Genomic DNA, 23375 nt, shown 5'->3' with positions numbered 1-23375 from the left:
GAAATGTGGGCAGGCAGGTCACAATGCTCACCCATGCTGCGGCAGATGAAAGAAGCGATGACGATGCGGCTTTCGGAATTGAAGGACGAACTGGCGCGTTTCGGCGCCGAAAACGACGGGCGTGAAACCGAGCGGGGCCGCCGCATGCTCAACATCACGCCGGATACCGGTGAATTCCTGTCGGTGCTGGTGCGTTTCGGGCAGGCGCGGCGCGTGCTGGAGATCGGCACCTCCAATGGCTACTCCACGCTGTGGCTGGCCGAAGCGGCCGCCGCCATCGATGGCCACGTGACCACGCTGGAATCTGCTGACGACAAGGTGGCGATGGCGCGGGCAACGTTCGCGCGCAGCGGACTGGCCGCGCACATCACGCTGGTGCAGCGCGATGCCGGGCTCTGGTTGGCGCAGGCCGCTGATGCCAGCATCGATCTGCTGTTCCTCGATTCGGACCGCGAACAGTACGCCGGCTGGTGGCCGCAGCTGCGCCGCGTGCTGCGTCCGGGGGGCCTGCTGGTGGTGGACAACGCCCTCTCGCATGCCGAGCAGATGGCGCCGCTGCGCACGCTGCTGGATGCCGATCAGGACTTCGGCACCAGCCTGGTGCCGGTGGGCAACGGCGAGCTGCTGGCCGTGCGCAACGCCTGACTGCCGCGTGCCACAAACCCGGGGTCAGATCCCTTTTCCTGCGGAAAAGGGATCTGACCCCATACAGGCCGCCCGTATAATCCCGCGGTGAGTACCGAACCTGACACCCTCGCCGCGGTCGAGACCGAAACCGCGCCCCTGCAGCTGCTGCATCTGGATGCGCGCCTGGCCGTGGTCAACAAGCCGGCCGGGCTGATGGTCCACGACAGCAAGCTGGCCCGTGGCGAGGATGATTTCCTGGCCGACCGCCTGCGCGAGCAGCTGGGGCGGCCGATCTTCCTGGTGCACCGCCTGGACCGGGCCACCAGTGGCTGCCTGCTGCTGGCCTTCGACCGCGAGACCGCCAGTGCGCTGGGCAAGGCGTTGATGGGCGGTGAAGTGTTGAAGGACTACCTGACCGTCTGCCGGGGCTGGCCGGCCGAACTCGCCTGGCAGGTGGACCATGATCTGGACGGTGGGCCGGGCAAGCCGGTGAAGAAGCCGGCGATCACCGATTTCCAGCGCCTGGCCACCGGCGAACTGTCGGTGCCGGTGGGCGAATTCGCCAGCTCACGTTACGCGTTGCTGCGCTGCCAGCCGCAGACCGGGCGTTTCCGGCAGATCCGCCGGCACCTCAAGCATCTCTCGCACCATATGATTGGCGACACCAGCCACGGTGATGGGCGCCACAACCGCATCTTCCGCATGCAGGGCGTGCATCGCATGCTGCTGCACGCCGAGCGGCTGCGCTTTCCGCATCCGGAGGGCGGCAACGTGGACGTCAGTGCGCCGCTGGACCGCGAATTCCAGAAGGCGCTGGACCTGTTCGGCTGGCAGGTGGAACAGGCCTGACGGCCGTGCTGGCCGTTGGCCGGCAGCTGCACGATCCCAGGCGTACCGGGGAGCCGGCCAGCGGCTGGCACGACCTCACTTCTTTTCAGGCTCGTTGACGATTGCTTCCAGGTCTTTCTGCAGGTCTGCAAACAGCGGCTGCATGCGTGCCTGGATCGCCACCACCACGTTCTGCATCAGCGCCGGGGTCTTGTCCAGCAGGCTCTGGCCCGCCGGGCTCTCGTAGAACTCGGCCATCGCCAGCACGTCTTCCTTGCTGAACGTCTTCTTGTACAGGTCCACGTACATCGGCCGCAGCTGCTGCCACGACATTGCCTGGCGCAGGGTCTGGCTGGTCCGGGCCTGGATCCGCTTCAGCTGTTCCTGCTGCTGGGCATTGAGCTGGCGCTGCGCGGCCACCTGCTGGAACTGCTGCTGCTGCATGGCTTCGATCTGCGGCACCATGGTGTCGATCATGCTCTGCGCCCGCGAGGCCGACAGCAGGCGGTTGATGTCGCCGTCGGTCGGCGGGGCGGCCAGGGCCGGAACGCTGGCCACGGCCAGCACCAGCAGCAGGGCGGCGCGGCGCAGCAGGGACGGCAGGGCGGGTGCGAGGCGGGTCATGCGGGGCTTCCTGCGGTACATGGGACGGCCAGCATACCTGCAGCCAAGGCGAAGGCGGCGTGTTCGGTACCTGATCGGCGGCATACGGGGCGCGATGCCGCACTCCACCGCGTGCCTGCCGCTACAATGCGCGGATGGGCAGTGGACCGGTCACCATCAGCGCGCAGCTTGAAATCCCCGACGGCGAGATCGTCGAGCGGTTCGTGCGTGCCAGCGGCGCCGGTGGCCAGAACGTCAACAAGGTCTCCACTGCGGTGGAACTGCGTTTCGATGTGGCCAACTCGCCCTCGTTGCCCGAACCGTTGCGCGCGCGCCTGCTGGCGCGGCGTGACCGGCGCATGACCGGCGAAGGCGTGCTGGTCATCGACGCGCAACGTTTCCGCACCCAGGATCGCAATCGCGAGGATGCGCGCGAGCGGCTGGCGGCCTTCATCCAGGCCGGGCTGAGCGTGCCAAAGCCGCGCAAGGCCACCAAGCCGACCCTCGGGTCGAAACTGCGTCGTCTGGACGCCAAACGCGGGCGCGCGCAGATCAAGCGCGGGCGCTCATCACGTGACTGGGAGTGATTGCTTGAACAACCCGACTTCGTTGCTGCCGGCCGTGCCGCCGCAGATGCCGCAGGTCAAACCCAACGCCTTCCTGCGCTGGCTGGCGCGCTGCACCCTGCGCATGGGTGGCTGGAAGGTGACCGGTACCCTGCCTGACATCCCCCGGCTGGTCTTCATCATCGCGCCGCACTCGTCCAACTGGGATGGCCTGTGGGGCATGGCGGCCAAGATCGCGCTGGGCATGAAGGTGAAGGTGCTGGGCAAGGCCTCGCTGTTCTGGTGGCCGCTGGGCCCGCTGCTGCACAAGCTGGGCGTGATCCCATTGGATCGCAGCTCGCCGCAGGGCACCGTCGGCCAGGCCGTGGACCTGCTGCGCAACAACGAGAAGATGTGGTTCGCCATCACGCCCGAGGGCACCCGCAAGGCGGTGAAGGACTGGAAGGCCGGCTTCCTGAAGATCGCCCGGATGGCCGACGTGCCGATCCTGGCTGCGTATTTCCACTATCCGGAAAAGACCATCGGCATCGGCCCGCTGTTCACGCCGAGCGGCGACGACGCGGCCGACATGGCCGCCATCCGCGAGTTCTACCGACCGTGGATCGGCAAGACCCGCGGCACGGTCTGAGCGGGCCGCAGGCCGCCGCATAGACGCCACGTCCGGCACATGCCGGGCGAACGCGACAGGAGTAGGGTGGAGGGCTGGTATCCCGTACCGTCTGCCCAAGGAGTGTTTTACATGTCGCGTACCGTAGTCCTGGCCGCCGCCATCAGCCTGGCGCTGGCGGCCTGTTCCGGCAAGGAGTCCACCCCCGTGTCCGATGCCCAGAAAGCCCCGGCCCAGCAGCCGGCTGAAGCCTCCACCAATCCGCTGCTGAGTGCGAGCACGCTGCCGTTCCAGGCACCGCAGTTCGACAAGATCAAGGACAGCGACTACCTGCCGGCGTTCGAAGAAGGCATGCGCCAGCACCTGGCCGACGTGCGCAAGATCGCCGATAGCAGCGAGCCGGCCACCTTCGACAACACCATCGTGGCGATGGAGCGCAGCGGCGAGACGCTGAACCGCGTGTCGCGCATCTTCTTCGGCCTGGTCCAGGCCGATACCAACGATGCGCGCCAGAAGATCCAGGAAGAGGTGGCGCCGAAACTGGCCGCGCACCAGGACGAGATCAACCTCGACCCGAAGCTGTTCGCGCGCGTGAAGTCGCTGTACGACCAGCGTGACACGCTTGAGCTGGATCCGGTGCAGAAGCGCCTGGTCGAGCACTACTACGACGGCCTGGTGCGCGCCGGCGCGCAGCTGTCCGACGCCGACAAGGCGACCCTGCGCAAGCTCAACGTGGAAGAGACCACGCTCTCCACCCAGTTCCACACCCGCCTGGTGGCCGCCACCGCTGCTGCTGCCGTCGTCGTCGACGACAAGGCCAAGCTGGCTGGCCTGGATGAGGATGCGATCAACAACGCGGCGGCCGCCGCCAAGGACCGCAAGCTGGATGGCAAGTTCCTGCTGCCGCTGCAGAACACCACCCAGCAGCCGGTGCTCAGCTCACTGAGCGACCGCGACCAGCGTGCCGCCGTGCTGAAGGCCTCGGAAACCCGCGCCGAGCGTGGTGATGCCAATGACACCCGGCAGACCGTGCAGCGCCTGGCCCAGCTGCGTGCGCAGAAGGCCAAGCTGCTCGGCTTCGACACCTTCGCCGACTACCAGCTGGGCGACCAGATGGCCAAGACCCCGGCCGCCGCGCTCAAGCTGCTGACCGATACCGTGCCGGCCGCCACCGCCAAGGCCCGCGCCGAAGCCGGCGAGATCCAGAAGGTCATCGACGCGCAGAAGGGTGGGTTCCAGGTTGCTGCCTCCGACTGGGACTTCTACGCCGAGCAGGTGCGCAAGGCCAAGTACGATCTGGACGAGTCGCAGATCAAGCCGTACTTCGAACTGGACAACGTGCTGCAGAACGGCGTCTTCTACGCCGCCACCCAGCTGTACGGCATCACCTTCAAGCCGCGCACCGACATTCCGACCTACAACCCGGACATGAAGGTGTACGAAGTATTCGACAAGGACGGCACTTCGCTGGCCCTGTTCTACACCGACTACTTCAAGCGTGACAGCAAGTCCGGTGGCGCCTGGATGGACGTGTTCGTCGAACAGGATGGCCTGACCGGTGCCAAGCCGGTGGTCTACAACGTCTGCAACTTCACCAAGCCGGCCGCCGGCCAGCCTGCGCTGATCAGCTTCGACGACGTCACCACCCTGTTCCATGAGTTCGGCCATGCGCTGCACGGCATGTTCTCGAACGTGAAGTACCCGTCGATCGCCGGCACCGCCACCTCGCGCGACTTCGTCGAGTTCCCGTCGCAGTTCAACGAGCACTGGGCGCTGGATCCGAAGGTGTTCGCCAACTATGCCAAGCACTACAAGACCGGCGAGGCGATGCCGCAGGAGCTGGTCGACAAGATCCTCAAGGCACGCAGCTTCAACCAGGGCTATGCGACCACCGAGTACCTGTCGGCCGCACTGCTGGACCTGGCCTGGCACACGCAGAAGGCTGATGCGCCGCTGCAGGATGTCGGCGCCTTTGAAGCCAGCGCGCTGAAGAAGTTCAAGGTCGACCTGCCGCAGGTGCCGCCGCGTTACCGCACCACCTACTTCGACCACATCTGGGGGGGCGGTTACTCGGCGGGTTACTACGCCTACTTCTGGGCCGAAGTGCTCGACCATGACGCCTACCAGTGGTTCACCGAACATGGTGGCCTGACTGCGGCCAACGGCCAGGAGTTCCGCGACAAGATCCTCTCGCGCGGCAACAGCGTGGAGCTGTCGACCCTGTACCGCGATTTCCGCGGCAAGGACCCGTCGGTGGAACCGCTGCTGAAGTTCCGCGGGCTGAAGTAAGAAAGCGAAAACGGCGGGGGCAACCCCGCCGTTTTTCGTTGTGTAGCGTCGAACATGGCTCGACGCTGCAAAAGCGTTACGTGCCCACGTGCACGCGGTTCGCCTGCTCGGCCAGGCCCAGGTGATCCAGCGCGATATCCAGCGCCAGCACATAGCTCTGCGCGCCATACCCGGCGGCGATGCCCAGCCGCTGGCCGACACCGGCCGGCAGGCACGGCTCGGCCACCGCGCCGTCGTCATGCACTTCCACGTAAGCGTTGTGCAGGTACGGCAGCAGGCGCTGCAGGCGCAGGCTGTTGGCACACGCACCCGGGTCAAGCAGGGTCACCTCGCCACGGCTGTGGTCGGCCACGCGCAGGGCATCCAGCAGTTCCTGTTCCGAACCGCAGGCACGGATCGCCACGCTGGTGCCGGCGTCGATCGCCCGATGCACCAGTGACTTCAGTACCGGTGCCGGCAGCGGCATTGCCGTGCGGATCAGCGCACCGGCCGCTTCCGGGCCACGGATGATGAAGATCGACATGGCTCAGCCCTCCTGCGCCAGTCGGCGGCCGACGATGGCCAGCGACAGCGGGTACCCGGCCTGCTGGCTGCGCTGGTCGACCACCACCGCGGCGGGGCCATGCTGCAGGCGCAGGCGTGCTTCCAGGCCGGGCTCGGCGGGGGCCTGCAGCTCGATGTACTGCGCCGGCAGCCGTTCCAGCGCCGCCTGCAGCGCGCCACCTTCGGCCTGCCATTGCGCCTCGTCGGCGGCGCCGACATCCAGCAGTATCCAGTCGGCCGAGCGCGCCTGCGGCTGGCACAGGCACTGGTGTACCTCGGACAGGCTGGCGCAGTCGCTGCACAGCACGCGATGGCCGCTCAGCTGCGCCGGCAGCTGCGGGCGCGGCGCCGACGCCGACGCGTGGCGGATCACCAGGAGGGTCATACAACACCTTGCGGAATGCGCCGTGTGGCGCGGTGGGCACACGATGCGCGCGGGGGCCGTAAAGGTGCGATGCCCGGCCCCCACGGCGGGCGTAAAAGCTGCGTAATGCTTCGATATGCCTGCTCCTGTAGCGCGACCGAAAGCAGCCGAGCATGGGCTGCAGGTGCGTTGCGGGAACCTCCGCTGCCTGTGTATGGTCTGATGGCGCTACCACCTGTCCGGAGCCTTGTCATGGAAGCTGTTGCTCGTCCTCCGTTTTCCGAACGCGCGCTGGTCTGGCTGAAGAAGGAAGCATTGCCGCTGCTGGTGATGCTCGGCCTGCTTGCCGCCGCCCGCGATACCCTCGCCAACCACTACGTGGTGCCGAGTGGCTCCATGCAGCCGACCCTGCAGCCCGGCGACCGGGTGGTGGTGGACATGCGTGCCTACGGCCTGCGCCTGCCGTTCACCGGCAAGGAACTGATGTCCACCGGCACGCCGCAGCGTGGCGAAGTGGCGGTATTCGATTCGCCGGCCGACGGCACCCGCCTGATCAAGCGGGTGGCTGCGGTGGCGGGTGACCAAGTGCAGATGCGCGAGGGCCATCTGAGCATCAACGGCCAGCCGCTGCAGATCGCCGGCCTGCAGGACGTGGAAGCCTTCGGTGAGCGCCGTGCCCGCCTTGACCTGGACGTGGGCGGCGGTCCGGACATCGCCGATCTGGTGGTGCCGGCCGGCAAGGTGCTGGTGCTGGGTGACCACCGCGGCAACAGCTTCGATGGCCGCTTCTTCGGTTTCGTGGATGCCGACAAGATCTACGGCCGCGCGGTGGCGGTCTATTACCGCCGTGGCGACGGTTTCGAGTGGCAGCGCCTGTAAGCTGAATTGATACTTCTTGTGTATCAATCCTGACCTATCAGGTTATGGATCGACTGGATCGACGGGCCTAGTCTGAGGCCCGTTCCCTCCCACGCCCGGCCGCCCCACCGGCCCCTCGATCCCATGACTGGCGAAACTGCGGCGGCCGTCGAACGCCGCCCCCACACTGTCGATTCCAGCACCGAGACCCGCATCCAGCAGGGCACGCCGGCCTTCCGCCGCACCGCGCTGGCGTTGTTCCTGGCCGGCTTTTCCACCTTTGGCCTGCTGTACACCGTGCAGCCGCTGCTGCCCGAGTTCAGCCGTCACTTCGGCGTTTCTGCTGCCGGCAGCGCGATGTCGTTGTCGCTGACCACCGGCACACTGGCGGTGGCAATGCTGCTGGCCGGCCTGCTGTCCGATGCGGTCGGCCGCCGTCCGTTGATGATCGCTGCGCTGCTGGCCTCGGCCATGCTGTCGCTGAGCACGGCGCTGGTGGATGACTGGACCACACTGCTGGTGCTGCGCACCCTGCTCGGCCTGGCGTTGAGCGGCGTGCCGGCAGTGGCGATGACCTACCTGGTCGAGGAAATGGACAGCCGCGCGCTGGGCCTGGCGATGGGCCTGTACATTGGCGGCAACGCCATCGGGGGCATGAGCGGGCGCCTGCTGGCCGGCATCATCGCCGACCATTGGGGCTGGCGTTGGGGCATCGGCGTGGTCTCGATCATTGCCATCGCCAGTACCGTGCTGTTGTGGCTGCAACTGCCGCCGTCGCGTCATTTCCAGGCGCGTCGCGGGGGCCTGCGCCAGTTGCCATCGCGCTGGCGCACGCTGTTTGCCGACCCGGGCCTGCCGTGGCTGTTCGCCACCTCGTTCGTGCTGATGGGCGTGTTCGTCACCCTCTACAACTACCTGGGCTACCACCTGCTGGCCCCGCCCTACCACCTCAGCCAGACCGTGGTCGGCCTGATCTTCAGCGTGTACCTGGTCGGCACCTTCAGCTCGGCGTGGATGGGGCAGCAGGCGACGCGATACGGCCGCGGCCGCATCCTGTCGATCTCGTTTGCGTTGATCGGCGCCGGCATCGCGCTGTTGGCGCTGCCGTGGCTGAGCACGATGGCGCTGGGTATCGCGCTGGTCACGTTCGGCTTCTTCGGCGGCCATTCGGTGGCCAGCAGCTGGGTTGGCAGCCGCGCCGGCACGATGCGTGCCGAAGCCTCGGCGCTATACCTGTTCGCCTACTACCTGGGTTCAAGTGTGCTCGGTGGTGTCGGTGGCCTGGCCTATGCCGCGTGGGACTGGCTGGGCGTGTGCCTGTTCGCCGCCCTGTTGACGCTGATCGGCGGTGGCATCGTCTGGGCGCTGCAGCAGCGCGCCCCGCAGCCGGTAACGGCGTGATCCAACGCGTACGGTAGTGCCGGCCAGCGGACGGCACTACCGGGTGGATTGCAGGCTTACCCTTCGGCGAACGCTTCGCGCAGCAGCCCGGCGAAGTTGCGGATCAGCGGCGTGACGCCCTCGCGGTGCCACGCCAGCTGTACTTCCGAATGCGCGCCGGCATCGGCGAGGGCCACGAAGCGTGCGCCTTCCACGCGGATGTGGTCGCACGAGGACGGCAGGATCGCTGCACCGAGCCCGGCGGCGGCCAGGCTGATCAGGGTCGAGGCTTCACCGGCCTCCTGCACGATGCGGGGAGTGAAGCCCGCCGCCGCGCACAACGCGATCATGTGGTCATGGATGCCCGCACCGGCGCTGCGCCGGAATGCCACGAACGGTTCCTGCGCGAAGTCGCGCAGCGACAGTGTGTCCTGCGCCGTTAGTCTGCGCAGGGCAGGGTGGTCGGCATGCACGATCAGTGCCAGCGGGTCGACGAACAGGCTGTGCGCCACCAGCTCCGGCGGCAATGCGCGCTTGCGGATGATGCCCACGTCCAGACTGCCATCGAGCAGCGCATCGATCTGCTGCAGTGTGTTCATCTCGCTCAGCTGCAGGCGCACCTGCGGGTACTGCTGGCGGTAGCGCAGGATCGAACGCGGAATCTGCGGTGACAGCGGCGTGGCGCGTGTCAGGCCGATACGCAGCTCACCCTGCTCACCGCGCTGCGCGCGCTGCACCTCGTCCACCGCCGTTTCCACCTGCTGCACGATGGCCCGTGCACGTTCCTGCAGCAGCTCGCCGGCAGGCGTCAGCTGCACGCGACGATGGCTGCGCACGAACAGGCGCGCCCCGATCAGGTCTTCCAGCTGGCGGATCTGCTGGCTGAGTGGGGGCTGCGACATGCCCAGCCGCTCCGCCGCCTGGCCGAAGTGCAGCGTATCGGCAACGGCGAGGAAATAGCGCAGGTGGCGGAGTTCGATGGACATGGCGCCAGTTTATTCATCGTCAGCCGGAAATGGGGTCAGAGCCCGTTGCGTAGCAACGGGATCCGACCCCGTGCCGACCAACGGTCGGCACCCACCCATCAACAGCAGCTGGCACCGACAGCAGCGGGAAACTGTCGAAGGCGGGGTGGGGGGGGGGGGGGGGGGGGGGGGGGGGGGGGGGGGGGGGGGGGGGGGGGGCGGGGGGGGCGGGGGGGGGGGCCGCCCCCCCCCCCCCCCCCCCCCGCCCCCACCTCGCCAACCCACGGAAGCCCGGCTTTTGACGTTGCAGTTGCCGTTGACGTTGCTTCGGCAGGTGCAGGGCGCAGCCCTGCCGGCACAGCTCATCGCTCGGAATGCCCGCTCTGGTCGTAATCGCGCGGACTGAACAACTCCGGCTGGATCAGCTCGATGAACGCCCGCGCCTGCGCCGACAACGCCTTGCCACGCCGCACGATCACCCCGTAACTGCGTTCGGGGAACCAGCGCTTCATCGACCGCGCCGCCAACCGCTCGCGATCGGCCTCGTTCAGGCACAGCGCCGGCACGATGGAAATGCCCATGCCCATCGCCACGTACTGCTTGATCACCTCCCAGCCACCCACTTCCAGGGCCACGGTGTAGGCGATGCGGTGGCGCTGGAACACCTGGTCGACCAGGCGGTAGGTGATCTGCCGCTTCGGTGGCAGCACCAGCGGATAGCGCGCGATGTCGGCCAGCTCCAGCTCGCCGCCGCTGGCCAGCGGATGGTCGTGCGGCGCGATCAGCACCTGCTCGAAGCGGTAGGCCGGGGCGTAGCTGAGGTCGGCCGGCACATCGGTCATCGAACCGATTGCCAGGTCGGCGGCGTCCTCGCGCAGCAGGTCGGTGCCATCGGCGCTGATCGCGTTGTGCAGGGTCAGGCGCACGTCCGGGTGGTGCTGGCGGAAGCGTTCGACGATCTTCGGCAGCAGGTACAGGATGGTCGAACTGTTGGCGGCGATGTTCAGCTCGCCCGCGTCCAGGCCGCGCACCTTGTCGCGGAATCGTGCCTCCAGCCCGTCCAGGTTCTCCACCAGCGGCTGTGCCATTTCGTACAGCAGCTGGCCCTCGCGGCTGGGCACCAGGCGGCGCCCGCTGCGCTCGAACAACGGCACCCCCAGCTCCCGCTCCAGCGCCTGCAACTGCAGGCTGATCGCCGGCTGGCTGACGAAAAGTGCCTCAGCCGCCCGTGAGACCGAACCAAGGCGCACCGTCTGGCAGAACGCGCGCAGTGGCTTCAGCCGGTCGGATTTGTAGGAAAAACGGGGGCTTGGAGGGGGGCGTGTGGTCATCGCGTCACAAGTATTAGCACAATTTATGTAGAACATTGCAAAAACTGTTTTGCCAAATACTCGGCCCCGGCGGCACCGTGGAGACGTTCCCCCACCGCTGGAGTTGCCCCATGTCCGCCGTCGCTTCCGCTGTTCCCACCCCTGCCAGCAAGGCCACCCCCGGCATCGCCCTGGCGACCCGCGTGGCCGGCCAGGACACCCTGCTGCCGGCACCGCTGCTGGCCCTGCTGGTGTCGCTGCACCGTGCGGTGGAACCGGGCCGGCAGGCACGGCTGCAGGCGCGCCGCGAGCGCCAGGCGTTCTTCGACCAGGGCGGCCTGCCGGACTTCCGCACGGACACCGCCGCGATCCGTAGCGGCGACTGGCGTGTTGCCCCGCTGCCCGCCGCGCTGCAGGACCGCCGCGTCGAGATCACCGGCCCGACCGATCCGAAGATGGTCATCAACGCGCTGAACTCCGGTGCCAAGGTGTTCATGGCCGACTTCGAGGATTCGACCTCGCCGACCTGGCGCAACCTGCTGGCCGGGCAGCAGTCGCTGGCCGCCGCGGTGCGTGGCGATCTTCAATACACCGCACCCAATGGAAAGCACTACGCCCTGCGCCCGTACGACGAGCAGGCGGTGCTGATCGTGCGCCCGCGTGGCTGGCACCTGGACGAGAAGCACGTGCGCATCGATGGCCAGTTCATCGCCGGCGGCCTGTTCGACGCGGCGGTGTTCGCCTTCCACAACGCCCGCACCCTGCAGGCGAAGGATCGCGGCCCGTATTTCTACCTGCCCAAGCTGCAGAGCATGGAAGAGGCGGCGCTGTGGGAAACCGCGCTGTCGCACATCGAAGGCATGCTCGGCCTGCCGCATGGCCAGATCAAGGTGACCGTGCTGATCGAAACGCTGCCGGCGGTGTTCGAGATGGACGAGATCCTGCACGCGCTGCGTGACCGCATCGTCGGCCTGAACTGCGGGCGCTGGGACTACATCTTCTCGTACCTGAAGACCTTCCGCCGCCACGCAGATCGCGTGTTGCCCGAGCGCGGCCAGGTGACCATGACCCAGCCGTTCCTGAAGGCGTATTCGGAGTTGCTGATCCAGACCTGCCATCGCCGTGGTGCGCATGCGATGGGCGGCATGGCCGCGCAGATTCCCATCAACAACGATGCCGCTGCCAACGAACAGGCGATGGCCCGCGTGCGCGCCGACAAGCTGCGCGAAGTGAGCGCCGGCCACGACGGCACCTGGGTCGCGCACCCGGCGCTGATTCCGGTGGCGATGGCGATCTTCGACGAACACATGCCCGGTGCGAACCAGCACAGCGTGCTGCGCCAGGATGTGCGCGTCGGCCGCGACGAACTGATCGCGCGGCCGCCGGGCACCATCACCCGCGCTGGTTTCGAAGGCAACGTGGAAGTCTGCGTGCGTTACCTGGCGGCGTGGCTGGATGGCAACGGCTGCGTGCCGATCCACCACCTGATGGAGGACGCAGCCACCGCCGAGATCAGCCGCAGCCAGCTGTGGCAGTGGCTGCATACGCCGGGCCAGCAGCTGGACGATGGCACCGCCATCGACCTGGCGCTGCTGGATGCCACGCTGGCGCAGCTGCCGGCACGGCTGGGCGATACCGCCGCGTTGCCCGGTGGCGCGCGCATCGGCGAAGCCATCGCCCTGCTGGGCGACCTGAGCCGCAACGACGAACTGACCGATTTCCTGACCCTGCCGGCCTACGCGCGCATCGACTGATCGCCGCCCGCGTTTCCTGCCGTTTCCCTCCCCGCTGCACGCACGAACCGAACTGGAGAAAGACATGAGCAAGCTGCCCACTGCCGAACAGATCCAGCACGACTGGGATACCAACCCGCGTTGGGAAGGCATCCAGCGCAACTACAGCGCCGCCGACGTGGTGCGCCTGCGCGGCACCGTCCACATCGAGCATTCGCTGGCCCGCCTGGGTGCGGAGAAGCTGTGGGCGTCGCTGCATGAGCGCGAGTTCGTCAACGCGCTCGGTGCACTGACCGGCAACCAGGCCATGCAGCAGGTGAAGGCCGGCCTGAAGGCGATCTACCTGTCCGGTTGGCAGGTGGCCGCCGACGCCAACCTGGCCGGCCAGATGTACCCGGACCAGTCGCTGTACCCGGCCGATTCGGTGCCGGCGGTGGTCAAGCGCATCAACAACACATTGCTGCGCGCCGACCAGCTGCATCACGCCGAAGGCAAGGACGACATCGATTTCCTGCAGCCGATCGTGGCCGATGCCGAAGCCGGTTTCGGCGGCGTGCTCAACGCGTTCGAACTGATGAAGGCGATGATCGAGGCCGGTGCCGCTGGCGTGCACTTCGAAGACCAGCTGGCCTCGGTGAAGAAGTGCGGTCATATGGGCGGCAAGGTGCTGGTGCCGACCCGCGAGGCGATCGAGAAGCTCAATGCCGCGCGCCTGGCTGCCGACGTGCTGGGCGTGCCGACCCTGCTGGTGGCGCGTACCGATGCCGAAGCCGCGGATCTGCTGACCAGCGACATCGACGGCAACGACCGGCCGTTCACCACCGGCGAGCGCACTGTCGAGGGCTTCTACAAGACCCGCAACGGCCTGGACCAGGCGATCAGCCGTGGCCTGGCCTACGCGCCCTATGCCGACCTGGTGTGGTGCGAGACCGGCAAGCCGGACCTGGAATTCGCTCGGAAATTCGCCGAGGCGATCCATGCGAAGTTCCCGGGCAAGCTGCTGGCCTACAACTGCTCGCCCAGCTTCAACTGGAAGAAGAACCTGGATGACGCCATCATTGCCAAGTTCCAGCGCGAACTGGGCAGCTACGGCTACAAGTTCCAGTTCATCACTCTGGCCGGTTTCCACGCCTTGAACTACGGCATGTTCAATCTGGCCCATGGCTACGCACGCCGGCAGATGAGCGCGTTCGTGGAACTGCAGGAAGCCGAGTTCGAAGCGGCCGAGCGCGGCTTCACCGCGGTCAAGCACCAGCGCGAGGTCGGCACCGGCTACTTCGATGCGGTGACCCAGGCGATCCAGCAGGGCCAATCGTCGACTACCGCGCTGACCGGCTCGACCGAGGAAGAACAGTTCCACGGCGGCCGCAGCGAACGCGCTGCGTGATCCGGTAATGCCGGGGGCGGGGGGGGCGCCCCCCCCCCGGGGGCGGGGGGGGGGGGGGGGGCGGCGCGGCGCGGCGGGGGCCGCGGGCCCGCCCGGGCCCCGCCGCCCCCCCGCCCCCCGGCGCTCGGCGCCCCCCCGCCGCGGCCCCCCCCCCCCCCCCCCGGCTCTACCGAAGCTTCGGAATCCGATCAGGGTGGCCAGGGAAGGGCCAGACAACGCCGGCCGGTCGGGGGACCTGCCGGCGTTGTTGTATCGATGCAAGGGGGGCAACCGGTGGGCAGCGTCAATCAGGCGCACCCCGGTCCCGGCAACCTGGCCGAAACCCCGTGAAACCCGGCATCGGATTGATCCAGCAGGAGTTTTGGCTGGACACCGATAGCCAGAATGGGCCACCACCGATCTTCACATCAATCAAGATCGGCAGAAGGCTCAAAATGAGATAGGGCGCACACTTTAAAGCGGTGCTATGCTCCGCGGCTCACCAGGGGACGCTGGCGGCGGGTGCAGGGAATGACCGGCAGGGGTGCGGCCGAGAACAGTGATGTGACGACAGGTATCGCCCGGGTGGCGATGGCCGAGATCGTGCACGCTCTGTTGTCAGATGCCGAGGTGACATTGTTCGCCAGATTCGCCCGCGCATGCAAGCTCCGTGCCGGACAGTGGCTGTTCCAGCGGGGCCACCGCGGCGAGCGCATGTATGTGATCCTCGAAGGACAGATCGAACTGGACTTTGGCGAGGACCTGGTGATCAAGACGCTCGGGCAGCATGAGTTCTTCGGAGAACTGGGCCTGCTGGTCGGCGATCACCTGCGCAGCGCCAGTGCGCGCGCGCTGGTCGACTGCGACGTGCTGGAGCTGGGCCCGGCCGATTTCCATCGGCTGGTCGAATCCGATCCCGGCCTGGTGGCCTACTTCCTGCGCCGCACGATCATGCGCGTGCTGACCAACGAACAGGCACTGATCAGACAGCTGCGCCGGCGCAACCACGATCTGGAAACCGCGCTGGACAACCTGTACATCACCACCCACCAGTTGACCCACACCCGTGAGCTGGTGCGTACCGATGAACTGACCGGGCTGCACAACCGCCGTGGCCTCACCCTGTACCTGCAGGAGTGCCGCGAGCATGCCGAGGGACCACCGCAGGCGTTGCTGCTGATCGATTGCGACCGTTTCAAGCAGATCAACGACCGCCACGGCCACCAGGCCGGCGACCGCGTGCTGCAGAGCATGGGCAACATCCTGCGCTCGATGGCCGGCGAGCAGGACCTGGCCTGCCGGCTCGGCGGCGATGAGTTCTGCCTGATCCTGCGCCGTGGCAACCACGAGATCGTGCAGCACGCGGCCGAGTTCATCCTCAGCGCGGTGCATGGCCTGCTCGAGCGCAGTCATGGCACGCCGCATGTCAGCCTGGTGAGCATCGGTGCCAGCCTGCTGGCGCCGGAGGCAGGCTGGAGCGAGTGGTATGCCAGCGCCGATCGGGCGCTGTACCGGGCCAAGCGCGACGGCGGCAACTGCCTGCGCTGGGTGGATGATCCGGAAGGCCAATAGGGAGAGGCAGGCGATGAATGGCGACAACGGAACGTCAGCCCCGCATAGCCCACAGCTACGCGCCCTGCTGTTCACCGATCTGTGTGATTCGCTGCAGCTGGTCGAGCGTATCGGCGATGTGGCGGCGGCGAGCCTGTTCCAGGAGCACGACCGCCTGGTGCTGGGGCTGCAGCACCGCTGGAATGGCCAGCTGATCGACCGCTCCGACGGGCTGTTCATGCTGTTCGAGCGCACCATCGACGCACTGGGTTTCGCCTTGGACTACCAGCGTGAACTGCACGCGCTGGGCCAGCAGCGCGCCATTGAACTGCGCGCGCGTGCCGGCCTGCACGTGGGTGACGTGCTGACCTGGGAAAACAGTGCCGAGGCGGTCCGTGCCGGTGCCAAGTCGATGGAAGTGGAAGGCCTGGCCAAGCCGATGGCGGCGCGCCTGATGATGCTGGCCCGCCCTGGCCAGATCCTGCTGTCGGCGGTGGCCGAATCGCTGACCCGCCGTGCCACCGATGCGCTGGGCGAGCGCGGCACGCGCCTGCTGTGGAAATCGCACGGGCGCTGGCGCTTCAAGGGCGTGCCGGTAGTTCAGGAAGTGATCGAAGTGGGCGAGATCGGTTCGGCGCCGCTGCGCATGCCGCGCGCCAATGCCAAGGCGCGCCGCGACCTGCCGCTGTGGCGGCAGCCGCTGGTCCTGGCTGCCGAAGGCCTGGTGCTGGCGGTGGCCGTGCTGGGCGGCTGGCTGCTGCTGCGGCCGGAACCGGCGATTGCATTCGCTGAGCGCGACTGGGTGGTGCTCGGCGATGTCGACAACCTCACCGGCGATCCGATCTTCGATGACTCGATGCGGCACGCGATCCGGATCGCGCTGGAGCAGTCGCGCTACGTGAACGTGCTGTCGGAGGGCAAGATCCGCGAAAGCCTGGAAATGGCGCGGCTCTCGGGCGATACCCGGTTGAACCGCGATACCGCCGTCGACGTGGCGGTAAGGGAAGGCGCCCGCGCCGTGCTGTTGCCGACCGTGCGGCAGAAGATCGGCGGCTACGAGCTGGCCATCGATGTCGCTGCGCCGGGCAGCGGCCAGGTGATCCAGACGTTCACCGCCACCGCGGATCGATCCGACCAGATGGTGTTCGCGGTGGATGACGTGGTCGGGCGCCTGCGGCGTGGACTGGGTGAGTCGGTGGCAAGCCTGGAACAGTCGTTGCCGTTGCCGCGGGCATCGACCCAGGACCTGCGTGCACTGCGTGCATTCGCGTTGGCCGAGAGTGCACTGGGCCAGCGTCGCTTCGAGGAAGCACGCAACCTCTACCAGGCTGCGATCGATATCGATCCTGGTTTTGCCCTGGCCTACATGGGCGTGGCCAAACTGCATGCGCGGGTCGAGGAAGGGCGGCGTGCACGCGAAGCCATGCAGCATGCGCTGGACCTGCAGGATCGCCTGCCACCACGCGAGCGCCTGTACCTGAAGGCCTGGATGGCCGAGCTGGAACCAGGCGGCTGGGCGCTGGAGCAATGGCGCACGCTGGCCAAGGTCTATCCGGATTCGTTCGCGGGGCTGTCCAACACGTCCTGGTACCTGCTGCAGGCCAACCAGTTCAGCGAGGCCGAGCCCTATGCGCGAGCGGCCGCAGTGCCGCAGGACCCCTTGCGGCTGTATCCGCTGGTCCATCTGGTGCGGATACAGATCGCTGCCAACCAGCCGCAGCTTGCCGCGGAAACACTGGCGCAGGCACAGGTCCTGCGCGGCCGGGATGACGCCGATGAGACCGGCGTGGATGTGCTGGTGGCGCAGGGACAGTACGCCAAGGCAGCGGAGCTGTTGCCGCAGATCCATGCCAGCGATGCCCTGCAGCAGCGGATGAAGCTGCGTGCGCAGCTGCTGCTGGCGGCCGCGCAGCGCGACTGCCCGGCGATGCAGCAGGCGATACGCGAAGATGCACCGGCGCCGGCGCTGGTCGACCTCCAGGTGCAGCAACGCCTGCAGCACGCCAGCGTGGCGGCATTGTGCTCGAGCGCTGGCCGCGCCGAACTGCAGGCCATCGCAGCGCTGCTGCAGCCGATGCTGCAGCAGCGCGATGATCCCATGCTGAATGCCAGAGGCCTGCAGTGGCTGGCGCTGGTCCACCTGGCACAGCGCCAGGGCCAGTTCGAGCTGGCCAAGCGCTGGCTGGACGATCAGCGCCCCCTGCTGCGCAGCCTGCGCAGCCCGGTCGCAGACCGCTGGCTGCGCATCGTCAGCGCCATGGATGAGCTGCAGATGCAGCGACCCGACGCTGCACGCTCGCTGATCGAGCCGATGCTGGATGGGAGCGAGCCCGTGCAGGCACACGTGGTGCTGCTGCTCGCGCTGCGCGCACAGGGCGATGAAGCCGCCGCGCGCCGCCAGCAGGCGTGGCTGGCCCAGCATCGCGGCCAGGCCATTGCCGAGGTCACGGCCCTGCAGGTGTGGCAACCGCTGAACGTGTATGACGTCTCCACGTGGGCAACGCCAGCTACGGCCGGCGCACCCTGATGGCGGATCAGCCGTCGATCCGCTCGCCGACCTTGCCGGCTTCGAAGCAGAACACCACGGTCATGGCCGCCACCGACCCGGACAGGTGGTCCTGCAGCGCGTCACGCACCCGGCCAAGCTCCTCGACCGAGGCCAGGGTGTCGATCTTCATGCAGTCGTTCTCGCCGACGGCAGCGTCCAGGCCGATCGAGGCCAGCGCCTGGGCCGGCGACGCGGTGAAGTGGCTGCGGAACTCGTCGTTGCCGATCAGGTGGTCCAGCAGGGTGCTGGCGTCTGCGGCGGAAAGGCGGGGATGGGTGCTCATGGGGATCGTCCGTAGGTGGAGTTTCTCGTATCGGCCGCGACAGCCTGCCATTGAGGGCCGCGCGCTGCACGTCGCTAAAGTTGGCCGCGCTGCGGTCGTTGCTGCTATGCCGGTTGTGCGGCAGAAGGAAGGAAACCCATGCGCCTGCGCCGCTGCGCCAGCCTGATGTTCGAGCCCCGCGAGGCGGTCACCCTGGACCTGCGCGCGATGCTGGCCGGCCATGCCGAGATGGACAGCCAGATCAGCTGGGTGGCGCTGGCCGCCCATCTGGACCAGCCGCTGCCTGTGGACGCCGAGGAGCGCCAGCTGCTGGGCGAGCTCAGCGCGCACCGCTGGAGCGAACCACCCGCCGATGCCTCCCCGGCCATGCTGGCCCGCCTGGTCGAGCAGGGCCTGCTGCTGACCGACCCGCCGAGCGAGGTGGGGCACCAGATGCGCGACGAGGCGCTACGGCGCAGCCAGTGGTGGCCGCTGGCCGCGCTGGCCCATCGCCACGCGCGATGGCAGGCCGTGGACAGCGTGGAGGACATGCGTCGGCAGGGATTGGACACCGCTGCCGGGCTGCGCCAGCGCCTGGGGCCGCCACCACCGGTGGTGCAGCCCATGCAGGGTGACTACCAGCCGCTGCCGCGCAGCGAAGAGGCCGCGTTCGATGCACTGCTGGCGCGTCGCACCACCTGCCGCAATTTCGATCCGCAGCGCGCGCTGTCGCTGCCGTTGCTGGCCCAGGTGCTGCAGCGCACGCTGATGGCCCACGCCGTGCAGAAGGTCGAGCGCGATACCGAGTTCCTGAAGAAGAACGTGCCTTCCGGTGGCGGCCTGCATCCCACCGAGGGCTTCCTGCTGGTGCAGAACGTGGACGGGCTGGTACCGGGCCTGTACCACTACCACCCGGTGCAGCATGCCGTTCTGCCGTTGCCTTCGCCACCGCCGCAGGCACTGGCTGCGCTGGCGCGGCGGATGCTGTCCGGGCAGGAGTGGTTCGCCGATGCGCCGGCGTTGCTGGTGCTGGCGCCGCGCTATGACCGCTGTTTCTGGAAGTACCGCAACCATGCCAAGGCGCACCGTGCGGTGACACTGGATGTCGGCCACATCTCGCAGCTGCTGTACCTGTGCGCCACCGAGCGCGGCCTGGCGGCGTTCGTCACCGCAGCCATCAACGATGCCGATGTCGATCGTGCCTTCGGGTTCGATGGCATCGGCCAGAGCGCGATGGCCATCTGCGGCCTGGGCTGGCGCAGTGCCACGCTGGACACCGCCGAATTCGATCCCGCTGGTCGGGTGACGGCGGGCGACGACCGTTGAGCGGCCGTCGCCCCGGCGTTCACGCCGCTTCGAAGTCCACCAGCACCGCACCATCACCCACCTGGTCGCCGGCCTTGGCGCGGTAGCCCTTCACCGTGCCATCGGCTGGTGCCTGCAGGGTGTGCTCCATCTTCATCGCTTCCAGCACCACCAGTGGCGTTCCGCGCTTGACCTCGGTGCCGGCCGCGACCAGCGTCGCGACGATCCTGCCCGGCATCGGCGCCAGCAGGCTGCCGGCGTCGGCCACGGCCTGGTCCGATTCACTCACCGGATCGTGCAGGGTGAAGCGGTGCTGGCCATTGGCGCCGAACAGGTACAGCTGGTCACCGTCGCGCAGCAGCTGCAGCGACCAGCGGCGCTCGCCCCGCTGCACCGTCAGGCCGTGCACATCGGCCGTGCCGATCACCTGCAGCGGTGCTGCGTCATCGCACTGCACGCGCCAGCCATCGGCCTGCGCCCACACCTTCACCATGTGCTTGCGTTCGCCCTGCTGCAGCGGCAACACGCGCGGCGCGGACGCGCCGAGGCGCCAGCCATCCTGTGCTCGCCACGGCGAATGCGGGTCGCGCGCGTCGGTGCTGGCGCCCGCAGTGCTTGCAACTGCGGCCACGGCGGCCAGCTGCCACAGGGCATCATCCGTGTCGCCCACCGCACTCAACGCGGCGTGCTCGCGTTCGATCAGCGCGGTATCCAGCCTGGCGTGCGTGAACGAATCGGTGTTCACCAGCCGGCGCAGGAAGCTGGCATTGGTGGTCACGCCCACCACCTGGCAGTCGGCCAGGGCCTGGCTCATGCGGCGCAGCGCGGCATCGCGGTCCACGTCCCAGACGATCAGCTTGGCGATCATCGGATCGTAGTACGGGGTGATGCTGTCGCCTTCCTCCACGCCGGTATCCACGCGCACATGGGCTGACGGCGTCGGCAGGCGCAGCCGGCGCAGCGTGCCGGTGGAGGGCAGGAAGCCACGGTCGGCATCTTCGGCGTACAGGCGCGCCTCGATGGCGTGGCCGTGGATCGCCAGCTGCTCCTGGCGCAGCGGCAGCGGCTGGCCCGAGGCCACGCGCAGCTGCCACTCCACCAGATCGGTGCCGGTGATGTACTCGGTGACCGGGTGCTCGACCTGCAGGCGTGTGTTCATTTCCATGAAGTAGAAATCGCCGTCCGGGCCGGCGATGAACTCCACCGTGCCTGCACCGACGTAGCCCACCGCGCGCGCGGCATCCACCGCGGCCTTGCCCATCGCGGCGCGGCGCTCGGCGCTCATGCCCGGCGCCGGCGCTTCTTCCAGCACCTTCTGGTGGCGGCGCTGCACCGAGCAGTCGCGCTCGAACAGGTACACCGCCTCACCGTGGCTGTCGCCGAACACCTGGATCTCGATGTGGCGCGGGCGCTCGACATACTTCTCGACCAGCACGTGGTCGTTGCCGAACGCCGAGGCCGCTTCGCGCTGGCAGCTGGCCAGCGCATCGACGAAGTCCTCGCTGCGCTCGACCTTGCGCATGCCCTTGCCACCACCGCCGGCGCTGGCCTTGATCAGCACCGGATAGCCGATGGTATCGGCCTGGGCACGCAGGAACGCGGGTTCCTGCTGGTCGCCGTGGTAGCCCGGCGTCAGCGGTACACCGGCCGTGGCCATCAGCGCCTTGGCCGCGCTCTTGTCGCCCATCGCGCGGATGGCGCTGGCCGGTGGACCGATGAAGATGATGCCGGCGGCGGTGCAGGCATCGGCGAAGTCGGCGTTCTCGGACAGGAAGCCATACCCGGGGTGGATCGCCTGCGCGCCGGTCAGGCGTGCGGCGTCGAGCAGGGCATCGCCGCGCAGGTAGCTCTCACGTGCGGCGGCCGGACCAATGTGGATGGCTTCGTCGGCCAGGCGCACATGGCGTGCGTTGCGGTCCGCATCGGAATACACCGCCACGGTGGCGATGCCGAGGCGACGGCAGGTGGCGATGACGCGGCAGGCGATCTCGCCACGGTTGGCGATCAGGACTTTGGTGAACATGGCAACAGGCTCGGTCATGGCACGGGTTACATGCGGAACACGCCGAAGCGCGTCTGCTGCGGGGCGGCGTTGAGGCTGGCCGACAGCGCCAGGGCCAGCACCCGGCGGGTGTCGGCCGGATCGATCACGCCGTCGTCCCACAGGCGCGCGCTGGCGTAGTACGGGTGGCCCTGCTGTTCGAACTGGTCGCGGATCGGCGCCTTGAACGCGTCCTCTTCCGCTGCCGGCCACTGGCCACCCTTGGCTTCGATGCCATCGCGCTTGACCGTGGCCAGCACGCTGGCGGCCTGTTCGCCGCCCATCACGCCGATGCGTGCGTTCGGCCACATCCACAGGAAGTTCGGCGAGTAGGCGCGGCCGCACATGCCGTAGTTGCCGGCGCCGAACGAACCACCGATCACCACGGTGAACTTGGGTACCTTGGCGCAGGCCACCGCCATCACCAGCTTGGCCCCATCCTTGGCGATGCCACCCTGTTCGTACTTGCGGCCGACCATGAAGCCGGTGATGTTCTGCAGGAACACCAGCGGGATGTTGCGCTGGGTGCACAGCTCGATGAAGTGCGCACCCTTCAGTGCCGACTCGGAGAACAGGATGCCGTTGTTGGCGATGATGCCGATCGGGTAGCCGTTCAGATGGGCGAAGCCGGTGACCAGGGTTGCACCGTAGCGCGGCTTGAACTCGTCGAAGCGCGAGCCATCGACCAGGCGCGCGATGACCTCGCGCACGTCGTAGGGCTTGCGCGTGTCGGCCGGGATCACGCCATACAGGTCGTGTGCCGGCAGCAGTGGCTCCTCGCTGGCCTGCACCGCCATCGCCGGTTCCGGCTTGCGCCAGTTCAGCTGCGCGATGATCGCGCGCACCCGTGCCAGCGCCTGCAGATCGTTGTCGGCCATGTGGTCGGCCACGCCGGAGATGCGCGTGTGCACATCGGCGCCGCCCAGTTCCTCGGCCGTCACCACTTCACCGGTGGCCGCCTTCACCAGCGGCGGCCCGCCGAGGAAGATCGTGCCCTGCTCGCGCACGATCACGGTCTCGTCGCTCATCGCCGGCACGTAGGCGCCACCGGCGGTGCAGCTGCCCATCACGCAGGCGATCTGCGGAATGCCCTGTGCCGACAGGTTGGCCTGGTTGTAGAAGATGCGGCCGAAATGGTCGCGGTCGGGGAAGACTTCGTCCTGCAGTGGCAGGAACGCGCCACCGGAATCGACCAGGTAGATGCACGGCAGGTGGTTCTGTTCGGCGATCTCCTGTGCGCGCAGGTGCTTCTTCACCGTCATCGGGTAGTAGGTGCCACCCTTGACCGTGGCGTCGTTGGCCACGATCACGCATTCCACACCGCTCACCCGGCCGATGCCGGCCACCACGCCGGCGGCGGGCACGGCATCGTCATACATGCCATGCGCGGCCAGCGGCGCGATTTCCAGGAAGGCGCTGCCGGGGTCGAGCAGGGCGTCGATGCGGTCGCGCACCAGCAGCTTGCCGCGTGCGGTGTGCTTGGCACGCGCGGCGTCGCTGCCGCCCAGCGCAGTGCGGGCGAGGGTGGCATGCAGGTCATCGACCACGGCCTGCATCACCGCGCGGTTGCTTTCAAACGTTTCGCTGCCCGGTTGCAGCTGGCTGTTCAGGACGGTCATCGCGGTGGCC

20 protein-coding genes are annotated in these 23375 nt (G+C 67.9%); 12 read left to right on the top strand and 8 right to left on the bottom strand.

The window, feature by feature from the left end:
* Positions 1 to 57 precede the first annotated feature (57 nt).
* Both V3B30_RS12595 and V3B30_RS12590 read left to right on the top strand, forming a co-directional pair.
* Positions 58 to 645, top strand: coding sequence for an O-methyltransferase (locus V3B30_RS12595; RefSeq protein WP_100475286.1), 588 nt, complete (start codon positions 58 to 60; stop codon positions 643 to 645).
* 87 nt (positions 646 to 732) lie between these two features.
* The gene (locus tag V3B30_RS12590) at positions 733 to 1476 is read left to right on the top strand and encodes a pseudouridine synthase (RefSeq protein ID WP_262084027.1); all 744 of its coding nucleotides are present in this window, start codon (positions 733 to 735) and stop codon (positions 1474 to 1476) included.
* Between the two features lie 75 nt (positions 1477 to 1551).
* Here V3B30_RS12590 and V3B30_RS12585 read toward each other — a convergent pair whose 3' ends face one another.
* Positions 1552 to 2100 (bottom strand): DUF2059 domain-containing protein, encoded by a 549-nt coding sequence (locus tag V3B30_RS12585; RefSeq protein ID WP_262084026.1) that lies wholly within the window; start codon positions 2098 to 2100, stop codon positions 1552 to 1554.
* 113 nt (positions 2101 to 2213) lie between these two features.
* Here V3B30_RS12585 and arfB point away from each other — a divergent pair, with 113 nt between their 5' ends.
* From arfB to dcp, 3 genes are all read left to right on the top strand, one after another.
* Positions 2214 to 2645 carry an alternative ribosome rescue aminoacyl-tRNA hydrolase ArfB gene (arfB, locus tag V3B30_RS12580; RefSeq protein ID WP_005420755.1) on the top strand — a complete coding sequence of 144 codons (432 nt, stop codon included), beginning with the start codon at positions 2214 to 2216 and terminating at the stop codon, positions 2643 to 2645.
* A 4-nt stretch (positions 2646 to 2649) separates the two neighbouring features.
* Positions 2650 to 3252 carry a lysophospholipid acyltransferase family protein gene (locus tag V3B30_RS12575; protein WP_049447249.1) on the top strand — a complete coding sequence of 201 codons (603 nt, stop codon included), beginning with the start codon at positions 2650 to 2652 and terminating at the stop codon, positions 3250 to 3252.
* 111 nt (positions 3253 to 3363) lie between these two features.
* On the top strand, positions 3364 to 5520 hold the full coding sequence (gene dcp, locus V3B30_RS12570; protein WP_262084025.1) for a peptidyl-dipeptidase Dcp: 2157 nt from the start codon (positions 3364 to 3366) through the stop codon (positions 5518 to 5520).
* Positions 5521 to 5596: 76 nt separating this feature from the next.
* Here the strand turns inward: dcp and V3B30_RS12565 are convergent, their stop codons facing one another.
* Positions 5597 to 6043: a 3-dehydroquinate dehydratase gene (locus V3B30_RS12565; RefSeq protein ID WP_004153636.1), complete on the bottom strand. Its 447-nt coding sequence runs from the start codon at positions 6041 to 6043 to the stop codon at positions 5597 to 5599.
* A 3-nt stretch (positions 6044 to 6046) separates the two neighbouring features.
* Positions 6047 to 6448, bottom strand: a complete 402-nt coding sequence (locus tag V3B30_RS12560; RefSeq protein ID WP_100474974.1) for a hypothetical protein — start codon at positions 6446 to 6448, stop codon at positions 6047 to 6049.
* Between the two features lie 231 nt (positions 6449 to 6679).
* Between V3B30_RS12560 and lepB the strand changes: the two genes are divergently transcribed.
* Positions 6680 to 7306 (top strand): signal peptidase I, encoded by a 627-nt coding sequence (lepB, locus tag V3B30_RS12555; RefSeq protein WP_262084024.1) that lies wholly within the window; start codon positions 6680 to 6682, stop codon positions 7304 to 7306.
* 123 nt (positions 7307 to 7429) lie between these two features.
* The gene (locus V3B30_RS12550; protein ID WP_262084023.1) at positions 7430 to 8686 is read left to right on the top strand and encodes an MFS transporter; all 1257 of its coding nucleotides are present in this window, start codon (positions 7430 to 7432) and stop codon (positions 8684 to 8686) included.
* 56 nt (positions 8687 to 8742) lie between these two features.
* Here the strand turns inward: V3B30_RS12550 and V3B30_RS12545 are convergent, their stop codons facing one another.
* Both V3B30_RS12545 and V3B30_RS12540 read right to left on the bottom strand, forming a co-directional pair.
* On the bottom strand, positions 8743 to 9651 hold the full coding sequence (locus V3B30_RS12545) for a LysR family transcriptional regulator (protein ID WP_100474971.1): 909 nt from the start codon (positions 9649 to 9651) through the stop codon (positions 8743 to 8745).
* Between the two features lie 341 nt (positions 9652 to 9992).
* Positions 9993 to 10961 carry a LysR family transcriptional regulator gene (locus tag V3B30_RS12540; RefSeq protein WP_154261933.1) on the bottom strand — a complete coding sequence of 323 codons (969 nt, stop codon included), beginning with the start codon at positions 10959 to 10961 and terminating at the stop codon, positions 9993 to 9995.
* A gap of 110 nt (positions 10962 to 11071) precedes the next feature.
* Between V3B30_RS12540 and aceB the strand changes: the two genes are divergently transcribed.
* From aceB to V3B30_RS12520, 4 genes are all read left to right on the top strand, one after another.
* A complete protein-coding gene (gene aceB / locus V3B30_RS12535) occupies positions 11072 to 12694 on the top strand; it encodes a malate synthase A (protein WP_100474969.1) in 1623 nt (540 codons plus the stop codon).
* A 64-nt stretch (positions 12695 to 12758) separates the two neighbouring features.
* Positions 12759 to 14060, top strand: a complete 1302-nt coding sequence (aceA, locus tag V3B30_RS12530; RefSeq protein WP_262084022.1) for an isocitrate lyase — start codon at positions 12759 to 12761, stop codon at positions 14058 to 14060.
* Positions 14061 to 14570: 510 nt separating this feature from the next.
* Positions 14571 to 15611 carry a GGDEF domain-containing protein gene (locus V3B30_RS12525; RefSeq protein WP_262084021.1) on the top strand — a complete coding sequence of 347 codons (1041 nt, stop codon included), beginning with the start codon at positions 14571 to 14573 and terminating at the stop codon, positions 15609 to 15611.
* A gap of 13 nt (positions 15612 to 15624) precedes the next feature.
* Positions 15625 to 18117: a putative peptide modification system cyclase gene (locus V3B30_RS12520; RefSeq protein ID WP_100474965.1), complete on the top strand. Its 2493-nt coding sequence runs from the start codon at positions 15625 to 15627 to the stop codon at positions 18115 to 18117.
* A gap of 7 nt (positions 18118 to 18124) precedes the next feature.
* Here V3B30_RS12520 and V3B30_RS12515 read toward each other — a convergent pair whose 3' ends face one another.
* Positions 18125 to 18421, bottom strand: coding sequence for an NHLP-related RiPP peptide (locus tag V3B30_RS12515; protein ID WP_262084020.1), 297 nt, complete (start codon positions 18419 to 18421; stop codon positions 18125 to 18127).
* 138 nt (positions 18422 to 18559) lie between these two features.
* Here V3B30_RS12515 and V3B30_RS12510 point away from each other — a divergent pair, with 138 nt between their 5' ends.
* Positions 18560 to 19726: a putative peptide maturation dehydrogenase gene (locus V3B30_RS12510; protein WP_262084019.1), complete on the top strand. Its 1167-nt coding sequence runs from the start codon at positions 18560 to 18562 to the stop codon at positions 19724 to 19726.
* A gap of 19 nt (positions 19727 to 19745) precedes the next feature.
* Here V3B30_RS12510 and V3B30_RS12505 read toward each other — a convergent pair whose 3' ends face one another.
* Both V3B30_RS12505 and V3B30_RS12500 read right to left on the bottom strand, forming a co-directional pair.
* On the bottom strand, positions 19746 to 21728 hold the full coding sequence (locus V3B30_RS12505; protein WP_262084018.1) for an acetyl/propionyl/methylcrotonyl-CoA carboxylase subunit alpha: 1983 nt from the start codon (positions 21726 to 21728) through the stop codon (positions 19746 to 19748).
* Positions 21729 to 21754: 26 nt separating this feature from the next.
* Positions 21755 to 23365: a carboxyl transferase domain-containing protein gene (locus V3B30_RS12500; RefSeq protein ID WP_262084017.1), complete on the bottom strand. Its 1611-nt coding sequence runs from the start codon at positions 23363 to 23365 to the stop codon at positions 21755 to 21757.
* Positions 23366 to 23375 lie beyond the last annotated feature (10 nt).

This window comes from Stenotrophomonas sp. SMYL41 (genome assembly GCF_036319965.1).
In the GTDB taxonomy this organism is placed as follows: domain Bacteria; phylum Pseudomonadota; class Gammaproteobacteria; order Xanthomonadales; family Xanthomonadaceae; genus Stenotrophomonas; species Stenotrophomonas maltophilia_R.
The sequence above is the reverse complement of the archived record's forward strand: the minus strand, read 5'-3'. Positions and strand labels throughout refer to the sequence as shown.